Source organism: Paenibacillus sp. 19GGS1-52, from assembly GCF_022369515.1.
Classification (GTDB): domain Bacteria; phylum Bacillota; class Bacilli; order Paenibacillales; family Paenibacillaceae; genus Paenibacillus_AQ.
In genome coordinates this window covers 91,087-107,121 of sequence record NZ_CP059724.1, presented here as the reverse complement: position 1 = coordinate 107,121, position 16,035 = coordinate 91,087, and the positions used below count along the sequence as shown (strand labels likewise).

14 protein-coding genes and 1 other RNA gene are annotated in these 16,035 nt (G+C 46.6%); 13 read left to right on the top strand and 2 right to left on the bottom strand.

Translation table 11 applies throughout. The annotated features are described in order from the left end of the window. Window positions 1-35 precede the first annotated feature (35 nt). The 5 genes from eno to ssrA all read left to right on the top strand — a co-directional run bounded on the left by eno (window position 36) and on the right by ssrA (window position 6,213). On the top strand, window positions 36-1,322 hold the full coding sequence (gene eno, locus H1230_RS00455) for a phosphopyruvate hydratase (protein WP_154122177.1): 1,287 nt from the start codon (window positions 36-38) through the stop codon (window positions 1,320-1,322). A gap of 165 nt (window positions 1,323-1,487) precedes the next feature. Then, window positions 1,488-1,721 (top strand): preprotein translocase subunit SecG, encoded by a 234-nt coding sequence (gene secG, locus H1230_RS00450; protein ID WP_239713757.1) that lies wholly within the window; start codon window positions 1,488-1,490, stop codon window positions 1,719-1,721. A gap of 299 nt (window positions 1,722-2,020) precedes the next feature. Then, window positions 2,021-4,942, top strand: a complete 2,922-nt coding sequence (gene rnr / locus H1230_RS00445; RefSeq protein WP_239716984.1) for a ribonuclease R — start codon at window positions 2,021-2,023, stop codon at window positions 4,940-4,942. 221 nt (window positions 4,943-5,163) lie between these two features. Beyond that, the gene (gene smpB, locus H1230_RS00440; protein WP_239713756.1) at window positions 5,164-5,643 is read left to right on the top strand and encodes an SsrA-binding protein SmpB; all 480 of its coding nucleotides are present in this window, start codon (window positions 5,164-5,166) and stop codon (window positions 5,641-5,643) included. A gap of 205 nt (window positions 5,644-5,848) precedes the next feature. After that, window positions 5,849-6,213, top strand: a transfer-messenger RNA (tmRNA) gene (ssrA, locus tag H1230_RS00435). Here ssrA and H1230_RS00430 read toward each other — a convergent pair. Beyond that, the gene (locus H1230_RS00430) at window positions 6,174-7,745 is read right to left on the bottom strand and encodes a recombinase family protein (protein WP_239713755.1); all 1,572 of its coding nucleotides are present in this window, start codon (window positions 7,743-7,745) and stop codon (window positions 6,174-6,176) included. The genes ssrA and H1230_RS00430 overlap by 40 nt on opposite strands. Window positions 7,746-8,253: 508 nt before the next feature. On the opposite strand from H1230_RS00430, the gene H1230_RS00425 reads away from it, so the two are divergent. Genes H1230_RS00425 through H1230_RS00405 form a run of 5 tightly spaced genes read left to right on the top strand, consistent with a single transcriptional unit; the run spans window position 8,254 to window position 10,319 of the window. Further along, window positions 8,254-8,613: a helix-turn-helix domain-containing protein gene (locus H1230_RS00425; RefSeq protein ID WP_239717683.1), complete on the top strand. Its 360-nt coding sequence runs from the start codon at window positions 8,254-8,256 to the stop codon at window positions 8,611-8,613. Between the two features lie 2 nt (window positions 8,614-8,615). Continuing rightward, the gene (locus H1230_RS00420; RefSeq protein WP_239713754.1) at window positions 8,616-8,774 is read left to right on the top strand and encodes a hypothetical protein; all 159 of its coding nucleotides are present in this window, start codon (window positions 8,616-8,618) and stop codon (window positions 8,772-8,774) included. Then, complete coding sequence (locus H1230_RS00415) at window positions 8,774-9,622, top strand: leucine-rich repeat domain-containing protein (RefSeq protein WP_239713753.1); 849 nt, start codon at window positions 8,774-8,776, stop codon at window positions 9,620-9,622. The genes H1230_RS00420 and H1230_RS00415 overlap by 1 nt, the downstream gene beginning before the upstream one ends. Window positions 9,623-9,678: 56 nt before the next feature. Further along, on the top strand, window positions 9,679-9,936 hold the full coding sequence (locus tag H1230_RS00410) for a hypothetical protein (protein WP_239713752.1): 258 nt from the start codon (window positions 9,679-9,681) through the stop codon (window positions 9,934-9,936). A 35-nt stretch (window positions 9,937-9,971) separates the two neighbouring features. Next, a complete protein-coding gene (locus H1230_RS00405) occupies window positions 9,972-10,319 on the top strand; it encodes a retropepsin-like aspartic protease (protein ID WP_239713751.1) in 348 nt (115 codons plus the stop codon). 558 nt (window positions 10,320-10,877) lie between these two features. On the opposite strand, the gene H1230_RS00400 is transcribed toward H1230_RS00405, so the two are convergent. Continuing rightward, the gene (locus H1230_RS00400) at window positions 10,878-13,259 is read right to left on the bottom strand and encodes a glycoside hydrolase family 94 protein (RefSeq protein WP_239713750.1); all 2,382 of its coding nucleotides are present in this window, start codon (window positions 13,257-13,259) and stop codon (window positions 10,878-10,880) included. A gap of 274 nt (window positions 13,260-13,533) precedes the next feature. On the opposite strand from H1230_RS00400, the gene H1230_RS00395 reads away from it, so the two are divergent. The 3 genes from H1230_RS00395 to H1230_RS00385 all read left to right on the top strand — a co-directional run bounded on the left by H1230_RS00395 (window position 13,534) and on the right by H1230_RS00385 (window position 16,005). Then, on the top strand, window positions 13,534-13,920 hold the full coding sequence (locus H1230_RS00395; protein ID WP_239713749.1) for a MerR family transcriptional regulator: 387 nt from the start codon (window positions 13,534-13,536) through the stop codon (window positions 13,918-13,920). A 2-nt stretch (window positions 13,921-13,922) separates the two neighbouring features. Further along, window positions 13,923-14,684, top strand: coding sequence for an SDR family oxidoreductase (locus H1230_RS00390; protein WP_239713748.1), 762 nt, complete (start codon window positions 13,923-13,925; stop codon window positions 14,682-14,684). A 250-nt stretch (window positions 14,685-14,934) separates the two neighbouring features. Then, on the top strand, window positions 14,935-16,005 hold the full coding sequence (locus H1230_RS00385; protein ID WP_239713747.1) for an SGNH/GDSL hydrolase family protein: 1,071 nt from the start codon (window positions 14,935-14,937) through the stop codon (window positions 16,003-16,005). Window positions 16,006-16,035: the final 30 nt, after the last annotated feature.

Below are 16,035 nucleotides of genomic sequence, written 5' to 3'. Positions count from 1 at the left end.
ATACAAAACCATTGTTAAAAGGAGATTAAAATTACATGACTATTATTTCTGATGTGTACGCACGCGAGGTTCTTGACTCCCGCGGTAACCCTACAGTTGAGGTTGATGTTTATCTTGAATCCGGCGCTAAAGGCCGCGCAATCGTTCCTTCCGGCGCTTCCACTGGCGCTCATGAAGCTGTAGAGCTTCGTGATGGCGACAAATCCCGTTACCTTGGTAAAGGTGTTCTGAAGGCTGTTGAGAACGTAAACGAACTGATTGCTCCTGAAGTTATCGGTATGGACGCTCTTGATCAACTGGGCATCGACAAATTGATGATCACTCTTGATGGTACTCCTAATAAAGCTAAGCTGGGCGCTAATGCAATCTTGGCTGTATCCATGGCCGTAGCACGTGCTGCTGCAGCTGCTCTGGATGTGCCTTTGTATGTATACCTGGGCGGATTCAATGCTAAACAGCTTCCAGTTCCAATGATGAACATCGTTAACGGCGGCGCACATGCTGACAATAACGTTGACGTACAAGAGTTCATGGTTCTGCCAATTGGCGCACCTAGCTTCAAAGAAGCATTGCGTACAGGCGCAGAAATCTTCCACGCTCTGAAAGCTGTTCTGCAAGCTAAGGGCTTGAACACTGCTGTTGGTGACGAAGGCGGATTCGCACCTAACTTCACTTCTAACGAAGAAGCATTGTCTACAATCATGGAAGCTATCGAAAAAGCCGGCTACAAAGCAGGCGTTGACGTATTCCTGGGTATGGACGTTGCTTCCACTGAGTTCTATAAAGACGGTAAATACCACTTGGAAGGCGAAGGCAAATCTTACACATCTGCTGAGTTTGTTGACCTGCTTTCTTCATGGGTTGATAAATACCCAATCATCACCATTGAAGATGGTTGTTCCGAAGATGACTGGGAAGGTTGGAAATTGCTTACTGAGAAATTGGGCCACAAAATCCAACTCGTTGGTGATGACTTGTTCGTAACTAACACTGAACGCCTGAACAAAGGTATCGAAGAAGGCATTGGTAACTCCATCTTGGTTAAGGTTAACCAAATTGGTACTTTGACTGAAACTTTTGATGCTATTGAAATGGCAAAACGTGCAGGTTACACTGCAGTTATCTCCCACCGTTCCGGTGAATCCGAAGATAGCACAATCGCTGATATCGCCGTGGCTACCAATGCCGGCCAAATCAAGACTGGTGCTCCTTCCCGTACAGACCGTATCGCTAAATACAACCAATTGCTTCGTATCGAAGATGAACTGGGCGAATTGGCTCAATACAACGGTATGAAATCCTTCTACAACCTCAAAAGATAATCTCTCTTCTTGAGGAGGAGACAAAAGACCTGCCGTTATCGGCAGGTCTTTTGCTTATATAGTTGTGTTAGCTGCTGTGCTATGATAAGATAAGAATACTGTTTATGAATCGTGAACCCTGATTTACCATAGATAGTGATGCTTAGATGTAGGAGGTGGAAGTGAATGGATATGTTTTTGAAAATTGTGCTCCTGATTTTTTCCGTGGGTCTGATTGTGGTCGTTCTTCTGCAAAAAGGGAAAAGTGCAGGTCTTTCCGGTGCCATCTCCGGCGGTGCTGAGCATCTCTTTGGTAAAACGAAAGCACGCGGTATGGATCTCGTTCTGCAACGTGTAACTGTTGGACTGGCAGCTGGATTCTTTATTATGTCTATCCTAGTAGCCGTTCTTATTGACTAAATTTCTACAGTAAGCCTTTGCTCTCTTCTGAATGGAATGGAGCGAAGGCTTTTTTTGTTTGAGGATAAGGAAAAATTTAACTAATATTTAGGTTTCCTGCTGGATGGTAAAGTTCCTCTGAGGAATTTAGTATTGCGTTAACCTTTAGATGACAGTTATAGGGATGCCACGGATTGATTTCGTGTATACTAGGGTATGAAGTATATAGAGGTAAATATTACATGCAAGGTTTTTGCGAAAAAGGACAAACATACATATATGCCAGCGGCGTAAAGCTGCGGAGGGCCGAGGTGACGAACATGATAACACAGGAAATATTACTTGATTTTATGCGCGAAATTGCTTACAAACCGATGACTTATAACGAACTGGTGAGCCATTTCGCTCTGGAGGATAGCACGGAATTAAAAGCGTTCGAAGAATTGCTAATTGCAGTGGAACAGGACGGAAGACTGATCCTGAACCAAGGTGGACGTTACGGTGTGCCAGAGCGGATGGATTTATTGCGCGGACGATTGCAGGCACATGCGAAAGGTTTTGCTTTTCTTATACCGGACGATCGGGAGCATCCTGATGTCTATATTAATGCTAACGATTTAAAGGGTGCCATGAATGGCGATATCGTGCTTGCACGCGTCAGCTCCAAGAGCCCCTCAGGTGGGCGTATGGAAGGCGAAGTTGTTCGGATTGTTATAAGAGGTGTACTGCAGACAGTTGGTGTATTCCAAAGTCTGGAGACCTATGGCTTCGTGCTGCCGGATGACAAGCGGATTAACCGCGATATTTTTATTCCTAAGCAATCATTCAAAGGTGCTGTTGATGGGGAAAAGGTTGTTGTTCGTATTGTGAATTATCCGGAGGGCCATGCAGCGGCTGAAGGGGAAATTATTGAGATTCTCGGGCATAAGGATGACCCGGGTATTGATATTTTGTCTATTATCCGCAAGCATCAGCTGCCAGAGGCATTCCCGGAAGAAGTAATGACCGAAGCTGAGAACGCTCCGGATTCCATTACGGATGAAGAGATCATTCAGCAGGGACGGCGCGATTTGCGCGGACTGAATATTGTCACCATTGATGGTGAGGATGCTAAGGATCTGGATGATGCGGTTAATGTGGAACGGTTGGAGAATGGTCATTACAAACTGGGAGTTCATATCGCTGACGTTGGCTATTATGTGCCTGAGAGCTCTGCACTGGACAATGAAGCTTATGCTCGCGGTTGTAGTGTGTATTTGGTAGATCGCGTTATTCCGATGCTGCCACACCGCCTATCGAACGGGATCTGCAGTTTGAATCCGCAGGTCGATCGACTGACCATGTCGTGTGAAATGGAATTCGACGAGCACATGAAGGTAGTGAAGCACGATGTCTTTTCGAGTGTGATTCGCACCAAAGAGCGCATGACCTATTCTAATGTCCGCAAAATTGTCGAGGACGAAGACCCAGAACTGCTTGAACGCTATAGCCCGCTAATTGCCGATTTCCGCTTGATGAAAGAGCTGGCAATGAAGCTGCGTGAGGCGCGGATGCGACGCGGAGCTGTTGATTTTGACTTTGAAGAAAGTAAAATCATTGTTGATGAGAACGGCAAGGCTATTGATATTGTCAAGCGTGATCGTTCGGTTGCAGAACAAATTATTGAGGAATTCATGTTGGCTGCCAATGAGACCGTTGCTGAACATTTCCACTGGCTGAAGGTTCCGTTCCTCTACCGGATTCACGAAGATCCAGACCCGGAGAAGCTGCAGAACTTCATGGCGTTTGCCGCCAATTTTGGCCATCATGTCAAAGGTCGGGGCAATTCGATTCACCCGCGTGCACTGCAAGATCTGCTGGAGCAGATCAAGGGTACGAAAGAACAAACCGTCATCAGTACGATGATGCTGCGTTCGATGAAGCAGGCGAAATATGATGCAGAGAGCACGGGCCATTTTGGACTGGCTGCGGAATTCTATTCCCACTTCACTTCTCCGATTCGCCGTTATCCCGATCTGGTCATTCACCGCGTTATGCGTGAGGTGATTATGGGCGGGGGAACGCTGACTCCGAAGCGCCAGGAGTATTTGGCGAGCCGGATGCCTGACATTGCTCAGCAATCTTCGGAACGTGAGCGCGTGGCCGTAGAGGCAGAACGGGATACCGAGCAACTGAAGAAGGCTGAATTCATGAAGGATAAGGTCGGCGAGGAATTCGACGCCATGATCAGCAGTGTGACCAGCTTCGGAATGTTCATCGAGCTGGAAAATACCGTCGAAGGACTTATTCGTCTCAGCGCGCTGAGCGACGATTATTACCACTTCGACGAAGCCCATATGGCGCTCATCGGCGAGCGCACCTCGAAGGTGTTCCGCATTGGTGACGAGGTGAAGATCCGTGTCGCCAAGGTAAATATGGACGACCATACGATCGATTTCGAGTTGGTCGGCATGTTGCCGCGCGCAATGGGCGAACGCCGCAGCGGCGGGTTCGGAAGCGGCCGCCCAGGCAAAGGCGGCCGTCCACAAGGCGGCGGCTTCGCGAAGCCAGCCGCAGGTAAAGCGGGCAGCGGCGGCGGCAAGGGCCGCGGCGGTAAAGGCAAGCCCGCCGGCGCTGTTGGCGCGGCGGGCAGAGTTGCCGACGCAGGTACTCGCGTCGGTGAAGGGCCGCGCGCAGCGGCCGGTGTAGGCGCAGCCGCAGGCGATGCTGGGCCGAGCGCACGCAGCAAGCGTAAGCGCAAGAGCAAGAGCGGTGCCGGCGTGGACGTGAGCCGGCCAGCAGCAGCGGCGCCGATTGCGAAATCAGGCGCACCGCGTAGAGGCGAAAGCGGCGGCGCCAAAGGTGCACCGCGCGAACGCAGCGGCGGACGTGACCGCGGCTTTGACAAATACGGCGCTCAAGCCGCTGCTCGCGGCGGCGTCAGCTTCGCTTTTGGCTCAGGCAAAGGCGGTTATGGCGGTCCAGCTAGCAGCACCACAGACAGTTCAGAAAGTGAAGCTAAAGGCGTAGACGGCAGCACCAAGTTCCGCAGCCGCGAAGACCGTGGCCCTAAACCGACAGCTATAGAGAGCAGTATCTCGGCTCCGGAAGGTAAAGGCCGCCGGAAGAAGAAGGCTAAGGGCGGTGTATTCATCGGCCAGTCGGTAACTCCAGGCAATGTCGAGACCTCTGATCAGGTATCCGCTAAGCGGACCGAAGGTAATGAAGCCGGACCGGGTTCTCGCCATAGAAATAAGCAATAAACTGAGGTTAGTGACTCAGTTAAGACAATAGCGTTAAAGATCATTAACAAGCGCTGTTAACCCGTTGTGGGTATAACAGCGCTTGTTTTTAATTATAGTTGAGGAAAGAATCAAAGGCTTAGCTTGTACTTCCTTGCGTTCCATGGATAGCTTTTGATACAATAAAGATCTGACGTTCTGTCATTAAGACCCTTTGAAATATGATTCGAGGAGTGATTCTCATGGGTAAAAAAGTCGACGGGAAAGTATTAGCCCAGAATAAAAAGGCCTCCCATGATTATTTTATCGAGGACACCTATGAAGCCGGTTTGGTGCTAACAGGTACAGAGATTAAGTCGTTGCGACTAGGGCGCGCTAACATTGGCGATGCTTTTGCCACCATCCGCAACGGGGAGATTCAGATTCACAATATGCACATCAGTCCGTTTGCACAGGGCAATCGTTCTAATCCGGATGATCCTACGCGTACCCGTAAACTGTTGATGCATAAGGTGCAGATTCACAAACTGCTTGGGTTGTCCAAGCGAGATGGTTTTACTATCGTGCCGCTCAAGATTTATGTGCGCAATGGGTTTGCCAAGCTGTTGATCGGTCTAGGTAGAGGTAAGAAAGAGTATGACAAACGTGATACCGCAGCGAAGCGCGACGCTCAGCGTGATATTCAGCGTGTACTGCGCGAAAAGCAAAAGATCGCCAGATAAGCTCTGTTTCACACAAAGCCCAAGTTCCAGATTCACCCTGCACTTCCTGTAAGCCTCGTGTTAAAGTATTGATAAATGTGCTATACTGAGTTAGTAAAAGCATATTGCTTTGCTTCTGAACAGCTACTTCGCAAGAGGAAAGCTGTGGATTGGATCTTTCTTACTTGATCGATCCGCTTGATCCGAAGAAGCCCTTTCTAATTGAGGGGCCGTTCTTGGATTCGACGGGGGTAGTTCGAGCATGAGTAGCGAGTAGTGGGGACGCGTCCGCTTTATCAACGCTAAAGCCTATTAAACGGCAAAACACAAAACAACTACGCTTTCGCAGCCTAAGAAACTGTGCGCGTGCTTCTACTCTGCATCGTCCATGTGACAGGGCTAGGGGCTAACAAGTAGTGGAATACGCTGTCTCATCTCCGCCTGGGGTGAGCTGAAGAAGATAATCAGGCTGACCCAACGTATAGCCGGTTACGGGGCGATACTCGGGTGACATCAAATCCGTGACTACACTCGTAGAAGCTTATGTGCCGTTATCTTCGGACAGGGGTTCGAATCCCCTCGGCTCCATTCTGCACACTAACATGAGTGACAACTGGCAGCTTGAATTCCACCTCCACTTGATCAGTGTAGACAAGGACTTGCTGAACGTAGGTCTGGACGAATCTTTTAAGCTCCGGGAAGTCCTCATGGGCAATGGAATCTTTTAAGGAAAAGAGCAGTGAACGCAGAGCATCTTCTGTGATTCCGGCTCTTTTTTCTTTTGTCATCAATCTTGCCAATTCGACTTCAAGATTTGCTTTCTCAACCTCCAGTAGATTCACTTTCTCTACAAAAGAAGCTTGCGTGAAACCTTGGGCGACTGCATTGACGATGTTCGTAATTTGGTCAGTAACAGCACGAAGACGCTGCTGCAAGTTTGCTTTCTCCCCAATCTCTTGGGTCTCAGCTTTCTGAATCTGTTGGTTAACTTGCTCCAATAACTTTGGAATGTTGCCCTCACTGAAGATGTGATTCTGCAAATAATCCACAATATATCCTTCTATATGTTCACGGCGAATCTCTTTGTTGGAGCAACTTCGGGAGTTGTCTTTTCTATTGCATCTGTAAGTCACGTATTTTAGTTTGCTTCTGCCTGAATATTTAACGTTTCCGGTCATTCCAGATTTTGTGTTATGTAGCCTTTGGCACTCCCCACACAAGATCAAACCACTTAACAAGTACTGTTCTTTTGCTGTATAGGACCCCGAGCGTCGTGTGCGATGATTATCAGAAATAAGTTTCTGAACAGCCTCGAAATCAGCCTTGCTGATGATCGCTGGAATACCATTCTCAATTCGAATTATTTCGGATTCATCCTTCTTTCGATTTCCATTACTTTTTCCCAAAGCGTCCTTACTGTCTGTGACATTATAGAGATAAGTACCAGTGTACTTCTCGCAACGTAAAATATCGTGGATAGTCGCCTTACTGATAGGCCTCCCGAGACGGGAGCGAAATCCTTTTTGCTCAAGGAGTTGGGTGATTTGCTTATACCCATGTCCCTGAAGGTACTGAGAGAAAATAAGTTCTATAATTGGGCGTTCTTGATCATTAGTAATCAAGGTTTGGGTTTCTTTATCCACAGCGTACCCAATGGGTGGACGACCTCCAGTGTGCTTTCCTTGTAACGCTGTCTCTTTTAACCCTTTCATGACCTCCCTCGATAGGTTCTTGCTATAATACTCCGCCATCCCCTCAAGCATTGACTCAAGCATTCCCGACTCTGGGGAATCATCCAAATTTTCTAACACGCTTAGGAGGCGTACTCCAGCAACGCGTAACTTTCTTCTATAAGATGCAAAATCGTACTTGTCTCTACTAAAGCGATCCAGTTTATGAACAATAACAACATCAAAGAGCCCTTTGTCACAATCAACAAAAAGACGTTGAAATTCCGGTCGTCGGTCAGACGTAGCAGTGCGCGCTCGGTCAGCATAAACTTCGACTACAGTAAACCCGTTCCGTTTTGTATATTCCTTAATCGCTCTCACTTGGGCATCAATAGATTCATCTCTCTGGATATCCGAACTGTAACGGGCGTAAATAGCAGCTTTTAGACTCATTGTGTAGGCCTCCTAGTAATTATATATGTAAAATAGCAACCTTCGACCCCCGAATGCGATGTTGCTATGAATTGTTGCCTAGATTAAAGCATCTGATGAGCAACTCTCCTGCGGGTTGCCACAAACTCGTACAATCCCCTGGCTCGTTCAGCTTGGAAGTATTAATTTGGTCTGAAGAGTATTCACAGTTCATGAGCTTTTTCCTCGAAATTCTTACCAGTGTTTTAACAGTTTCCATCTGTATTCCCCCTCTGTAGTCTGATCTGTTAGTTACATCTGTTCAATTAACGTCCTTCTAAATTTATCTGATTTTACCCCACATAACTTTATTCGCGCAATTCCCATCGTTATCTACGTTCGTAGGGTTTTTGGATAAATCCTATTCCCTTTAAATTGCTTGAACACAAGTGATTTCCTCCAAGATGATTACTATATATATTGCGAAAATTAATCTCAATAGGATAAAATCCCCCGAAAACAGAAAACGGAGGGATGAGGATTGGATATTGTGAATTTGAAGCAATTTGCGGAGGGACGGGGTGTAAGCATCAATACCGTCAGAAGATGGGTCCGGATAGGTATGCCACGCATCAAAATAACTAGCCAAGGAAAAGTTCTCATTGATGTAGGGAAAGCAGAGAAATGGTTGTTGCAATATAAGCGTGAACACTCTACCGATTGTCTTTCGCTAGAACAGGCAGCACAAATGGCACAGGTACATCGTTGGACCATTCGTTATTGGCTGAAGCAGGAGGCGTTTAGAGAAGCGGTAGTAATATCAGGCAAAACAAGTTACAAGATCTCAAAGCAGGAGTTGGAGAAATGGCTGGATAAACAAACAATGGAGCGGACGGAAGGAGACGATTAAGCATGTCTAGTTGGCTTGTGGGATTCATAGATACTCTGGCGAACAATCCAGAGGAGATGAAAGAGTTGGCTTTCCGTTTAGTTATGTTGATTACGATGATAGGAATTACTTTTGAAGTACTCGTTAGCGTCTATTTTGATAACAGAAAGAAGGGAATGTAATGAAAACATTGATTGCAAAGATGTTGGTCAGCCTGTTATTGGTAACAGCTATTCTCCCCATATTCCCAACTACTAATGATGAGGGGTACTTTTCGGGGAATTCAGTAGTCAGCGCAGAAAGCTCGAATGATATTGCCAATTTCCCAGATCCCGCACTAAATCAGGCTGTTGCTATCTGGTTAGGGAAATCGGTGACGGAAACGGTCTATAAAGCGGATATCATCGCAAAACTACCGACTGCGGGTTACACTTTCTCTGCAAACTCAAAAGGAATTTCCGACCTTACGGGTATTGAGATATTTGAAGGAACAGGTGTAACTTATTTAGATCTTGGACGGAACAATATCACTGAACTTAATCCAATAAAGAATATTGTCTCTTTGCAGCAACTAAACATTGAGAGTAATAAGATATCTGATCTTAGCCCTATCAGCAGCCTAACAAGTATCAAAGCTTTAGCTGTCAATTCCAATCAAATTGAGGACATCACTCCAACAAGATTGTTAGGGGGCTTGACGAGTTTAAATATTGCCAATAACAAGGTCACTGATCTAAGTTCTTTGGCGGGGCTGATGAGCGAGGTAGCCGCTAGAAGACATCTTGAAATATGGGGAATGCGTTCTAACAATCCTCATATCAGGAAGGCCAACAAAGAGTCATCTTATGCCATTGATCGCCTACACAGCAGTTTGAACGAGACTCAACGTGAATTGTATGGACTCATGGAAGAGGCCACAAACACAGAAAAGGGTTTCGTAGAAGAGGAAGCTTTTGTGGTCGGATTTCTGGAAGGATACCGCTTTATAAAAGAGCTCCAGAGATCGGGTGGAGGTCTGACTCTGGTTTAGAAGATACCCCCCGATATGCTATAATAATGGTAATTATTTAACCGGAGGTGTCCAAGATGCGATGGGATGAAGTTCAGGTGCGGTTTCCAAATGAATGGGTCGTTCTTGAGGCGACTAAGGCTTATTCTAAAGAAGGCCAGCGTTTTATTGAAGAGATGTCCGTGATCGATTCCTACGAGGAGTCTACCAAAGCATTGAAGCGGTATAGTGAGTTGCACCAGGAAGATCCTCACAGAGAGTATTGTTTCTTTCACACCTCCCGTCCTGAGGTTGTAGCGCGAGAACGATATGTGGGGATCAGAGGGCCCAGATAAATATATCAGAAATTTATGGACTTCCCTTCGTAAGCATGACAGTTGTGTTTAGGGGGAGAGAGTTAAAACTTGAGAAGGTGCTGCTTGATACAGGTTCTGCCAGCACACTTTTGAATGCAGATATCGTACAGGAGATTGGTATGGTACTTGAAGGAAATGATATCGTTGATATGATACGGGGCGTAGGTGGTGTGGAGTATGTGTATACCAAATGCCTGGACTCGATTATAGTCGATAAAGCAATACTTAAGGATTTTCAAGTTGAAATCGGGAACATGGATTATGGCATGGAGATCGACGGAATCCTTGGTTTTAACTTCTTGAAGCAAGCAGGTGCTGTGATTGACACTGGAGAAATGCAATTGAAAACTATTGTTTACTAAACGGCTATCTCGTACAATTCTAACAGCAACCGCCGCCGAATTGTGGCTCTGCATGTCCACCCCTCTCTATATGGAGTATCAGTGGAAGACACCTTAACCGGTGTCTTTTTTCATTGTAACGGATGTTTTGGACTATACGTGGCGCTTAAAAAGCCTGTTGTAACGCGGTTTCTGAGACTTGCTGTTAATGGTTACAGTGGCAGCTTCACTAAGACTATACGGAGACAGGCTGTATTGGCCGCCATTTAACCAGTCATACATACGATCTCCTTCAGTGTGTGATTTTGCCTTATATACCCCATATCCATACTTCGATTATCAAAACTACTTTATGCAGCTAGCGCGTGAAGATACTCAATCGGCGCGCGTGTTTTAGTTTAGCTTGATTTTAATGGTAAAGGGACAACTTCTCTCTCTCTTAGTTGCTTTGCGAGAGCGACTGTCTTTGATCCCTAATTCCTCTAATCGTGTGTTGTACGCCTGAAACGTATATTGGAATCTACAAGAAAAAGGGCGGACCTATGCGGTCCGCCCTCCTATCTATTCCTCATAGAAAAATTACCCCATAACGACAAGCACATCATTTTCTACCGCCATTTTGGCAACGGGGATTAGGTCACCTTGGATTTCTTCACCGTTAATGACGATCCGGGATACACCTTTTTGTACACCGTTCTTATTCTCCACCTGAATGTTCAGCTTCTTCCCGCGGAATTCCCGTACCATGGAGAAGGTTGTCCAGTCGCCAGGAACGCATGGGTTAATGCGAAGGCCATCCATCTGAGGCTGAATCCCCATGATACCCTCCACCAGGGAGACCATCACGGTTGAGGCAGTGCCGGTGAGCCAGTGGACATGTGCCCGGCCTTGATACGGGCTGTCTAGGGATTCGACGAATTGGCCGTGTACATAAGGCTCAAGCTTACGGATTTCGGCCTTATCGTTCATGCTGGCTGGACTGCAATCCAGGAAATATTCGAACGCGCGATCGCCGTTGCCGATCATGGTTTCGGCCAGAATGAGCCATCCCTGTGGCTGGCTGAAGATACCGCCGTTTTCCTTCGTTGAGGCGTTGAAGAGAGCCATCAGCGCTACGGGCAATCCGTATTTTCGGAACGGAGGGTAGAATATCATGGTACCGTAATCAGTCCGCAGATTCTCGTACACTTTATCCATGGAGAGCTTCGCCTGATCTGGGCGGGCAGCGCCGCTTAGTACAGCCCAGCTTTGTGGATTCAGCCAGATTTTGCCCTCATCATTCTCCCAGGAACCAATGGTATAGTTGTCCTCGGTGAACCCGCGAACGAACTGATCGTTCTCCCAGGCATGTTTCTGAATGTTCCCGTCGAGCTCATCAAGCAGACCCTGTGCCCACTCTACATCGCCCGGTTTGTTCTTATTTTGTGCGATTTCCATGAATACTTTGAAGGCCATGTACAGCTGGAAGGCGACGAATAGCGACTCACCCTTGGCTCCAAGACGCAGACAATCGTTCCAGTCGGCGTGAAGCCCGACAGGCATGCCGTGTACACCCATACGATCCAGACTGAATTGAATGGCCTGGCGCAGATGCTCGTACACCGTACCTTCGCCTTTATCAGAATAAGGGATCACTTCATCTGTAAAGTCCCAGTTGCCACTTTCATTCAAGTATTTAATAACGGTTGGGAACAGCCATAAGGCGTCATCAGCCCGATAATGGGGATGACCGGTCTCCCGTACATATTCCGGATCATCCGGTGTGCCCTCATGCCCGGGATTATGGTCAAATTTCACCAATGGGAGTCCGCCACCGTTAGAGACCTGAGCAGAAATCATCAGTCTCAGACGCCCTAGAGCCATCTCATGATCCAGATGAATGATGCCTTGAATATCCTGCACAGTATCCCGGTAGCCGAGTCCGTTACGCAGACCGGAGTATTGGAAGGAGGCGGCGCGTGACCAGATAAAGGTAATGAAGCATTGATAGGCGTTCCAGGTGTTGATCATGTTGTTCAGATTATCACTTGGTGTCTGAACCTGGAAGCGGTTAAGCTTGCTGTGCCAGAATACCTTCAACTCTTCGAGCTCCTTGTCTACGATAGACAGATCTTTATAGTGGCTGAGAATCTCAGATGCACCTGTCTCATCATATTGTCCCAGTAGGAAGGCGATTTCTTTCTCTTCTCCCGGCTGCAAATCTACATTGATCTGCAAGGCACCGCAGGGATTGGTATTGTAGTTCAGTGAATTGGAGCATTGTCCGTTGGCAACGGAGGCTGGATTCCCGTAGCTGCGATAATCGCCCAAGAATGTATCCCGGTCGCCGTCGTATGCAGTAACCTCTGCACCCGCAGCGCCGAAGAATCTCCAGCTTTGCTCTTCAGGGATGTTTTCATTGATGACTTGAAGGATCTTATTATTCTTGTAGTAGGTACGTGAGATAAACAGAGTGTACTGAAGGTTGACAGTATCCTGTTCGTAGTTGTTATTGTTGGTTAATTCGGCAAATCCGATGAGGGCCAGCTTCCGCACCTTGGAGCTGTCATTGCGGACCTTCATGCGCCACACCTCGTAGGTTTTGTTCAGTGGCACATAATACAATGATTCTGTATGGATATTGTCGTAGTCTGAGACGATGTTTGTGTATCCGGTTCCATGATGGCATACCGATTTATACTGGTCCAGATCTTTACCCACTGGCTGCCAGGAGCCGGACCAATAATCCCCGTTCTCCAAATCTCTCACGTAAATATAGCGTCCCGGCTCGTCTTTGGAGTTGAAGTGGTAGCGGAGATGCCGTCCGTTGGCCCCTGACTTTACAAAGCTATAGCCTCCTGCGTTGCCAGAGATGATGGCACCGTATTCCGGTGAGCCGAGGTAGTTCGCCCAAGGGGCAGGCGTATTCGGCTTCGTAATGAGATACTCCTTATTCTTTTCGTCAAAATAACCGTATTGCATATCCATTCCTCCTACTAAAGTGGGTAATGGGCCGACCATAAACGCGCGTTCACAAATGGATGAAAAGTATCCAAGCCCAAACTAATTATAAGATAATTTCAACCAACTCATAACCCCATATTTGAGAAAAAAATGAAAAATGAGCCACTCTGACGGTTTATTATTCTTGTGATAGCGGGCATGCCATTACTGCAACTTTTAGTTGACTTAAACCATGGTTTAAGTCGTATGCTAGTTCTGTCGACAATAACAGATACAACGGGGAGGCCTCCGGATGAAGTGTTTTTCCATTGGCGAAGTTGCAGCCAAATTTAATATTCCAGAATCAACCCTGCGTTATTATGAGAAAAAGGGGCTGTTGCCTCAAATCGAGCGTGATGAGGCGGGTAGGCGGTTATTTTCAGAAGATCATATGGGGCTGCTTGGAACGGTGATGTGTTTGAAAAATACGAATATGCCCATAAGCCGCATCAAGCAATATATCGATTGGGTCGTAGAAGGTGATGCTACTACAGCGCTTCGTCTGCAAATGATGAGGACTCACAAGCAGGCTGTACTGGCCGAAATTTCGTTGATGACCGAATCCATCGAAGGAATCGACTGGAAGATTGATCGTTATGTCAAACGTATGCAAGAACAAAATAATGAAGGTGAGGAATAACAATGAAACTTACAGGAAATACGATTTTGATTACAGGTGGAGCTTCCGGAATAGGACTGGCTTTTGCAGAGCGTTTCTTAAATACCGGGAATCAAGTGATTGTGTGCGGACGACGTGAAGAGGTACTTGAACAGGCGAAAGAAAAATTCCCCGGCCTTATTACTCGTGTAAGCGATTTGAATCATGAATCCGAGCGTGTGGCCTTGTTTGAATGGGTGACAGCAAATTATCCGGAAGTAAATGTCTTGATTAATAATGCAGGAATTCAGCAGCGGTTCAATGTGCTTAAAGACGATGCCAAGAACAATTGGAGTTATTTCAATAATGAGATCACCACCAATATCGAAGCGCCGATCCACTTCTCTATGCTGTTCGCTCCATATTTTGCAGCAAAAGATGCGGCGACGATCATTAATGTCACGTCCGGGCTGGCGTTTACACCGTTTGCGATTGCTCCTATTTATTCGGCAAGTAAGGCGGCGCTTCATTCCTTTACCATGAGCCTCAGACATCAGCTCTCGGAGACGTCTGTAGAAGTTATTGAAGTTGCCCCTCCAGCGGTAAATACGCAGTTGGGCGGAGCAGGGCTGCATATACATGGGGAACCGTTGGATGCCTTCACGGACGGGATTTTTAAAGGTCTGGAAGAGGGGCAGCAGGAAATCGGGTATGGCACTTCTGTAGACCGCCTGCGTATGTCGAGAGATGAAGTCGATCAATACGTAGAGAATATGTATCAGGCAACGAAGAGCATGATTGAATAACAGCAATTACGACACAGGCACGATCTTAGGTGACTTCAAATCTGTCTTACACTCGTAGAAGCTTATGTGCTGTTATCTTCAGTCAGGGGTTTGAATCCCTCTGCTCCATGTGGAGTATCAGTGAAAGACACCTTTATGGGTGTCTTTTTTCATTTTAGAGACTGCTAAAAGAAATGGATAGAGTTTGATTGAAAACATACAGGGTCTTTGTTACTGTTACTGATATATAGCGAAGAAAGAGGGTTTTAGTATGTCGGAAGCAGTGCGAGATTTCCAAGCAATAGATCCATATGTAAAAATCATCGGGCGAACCTACTACTACAATGAAGTACTGTGGCTGGCTTTGTCCGGTAGCGGAGTGGAGTTCTCATTCTATGGTAAAAAAGCGGAAATTACAGTAAAAGGAGATGATATAGCCTTAAGTCATACGAATCAGGCCAGAATCGGCATTTACGTAAACGGAAAACGAGTCATTGATGATCAAGTAAAGGACTCTTTAAGAACGTTTACTGTGTTTGAAAGCGATACCGATGAGAACGTCACGGTGAGATTCATTAAATTATCGGAGGCGGCTATGTCAACGGTCGGTATTGAAAGGATCACCGTCGATGCCACGAGGAGAATTAAGCCCACCCCGGTAAACGTACATAAAATTGAATTCATCGGCGACTCCATTACTTGTGGATATGGGGTTGACGATGAGAATGAACTGCATTCTTTTTCCACAGCTACGGAAGATGTCACGAAAGCCTATGCTTATCAAACGGCTCAAGCGCTTCAGGCTGACTACAGCATGGTTTCTTACAGCGGATATGGCATTATTACAGGTTATACGGAAAATGATCAAAAACTCACCACGCATCTGGTTCCGGATTACTACGAAAAAGTGGGCAAATCGGAGGGGAGATTTGACGATATACTGGAGCCTCAATCCATAAGCTGGGATTTCAACGAGTTTGTGCCTGATCTGATTGTCATTAATCTGGGGACGAATGATGATTCTTATGCTAAGGATGATGCGGACAGACAGACGGAATATGGATCACGGTATGTGGAATTTCTTAAATTGGTCAGACAAAATAATTCCCATGCCGTCCTCTTATGCACGTTGGGCATCATGGGAGACAGGCTATATCCTTATCTCGAACAGGCGGTTAGCGACTATACACAGGAAACAGGCGATACTAATATCGCTGCAATGAGGTTTGACGGTCAACTGGAAGCTGATGGATACGCGGCCGACTGGCACCCGTCAAAAGTTACTCATCACAAAGCCGCGAAGAAACTGGTTGCTCAGATTAAGGAACTTATGAAATGGTGATTTTAATATTACTTCACGTTCAGGAGAGGA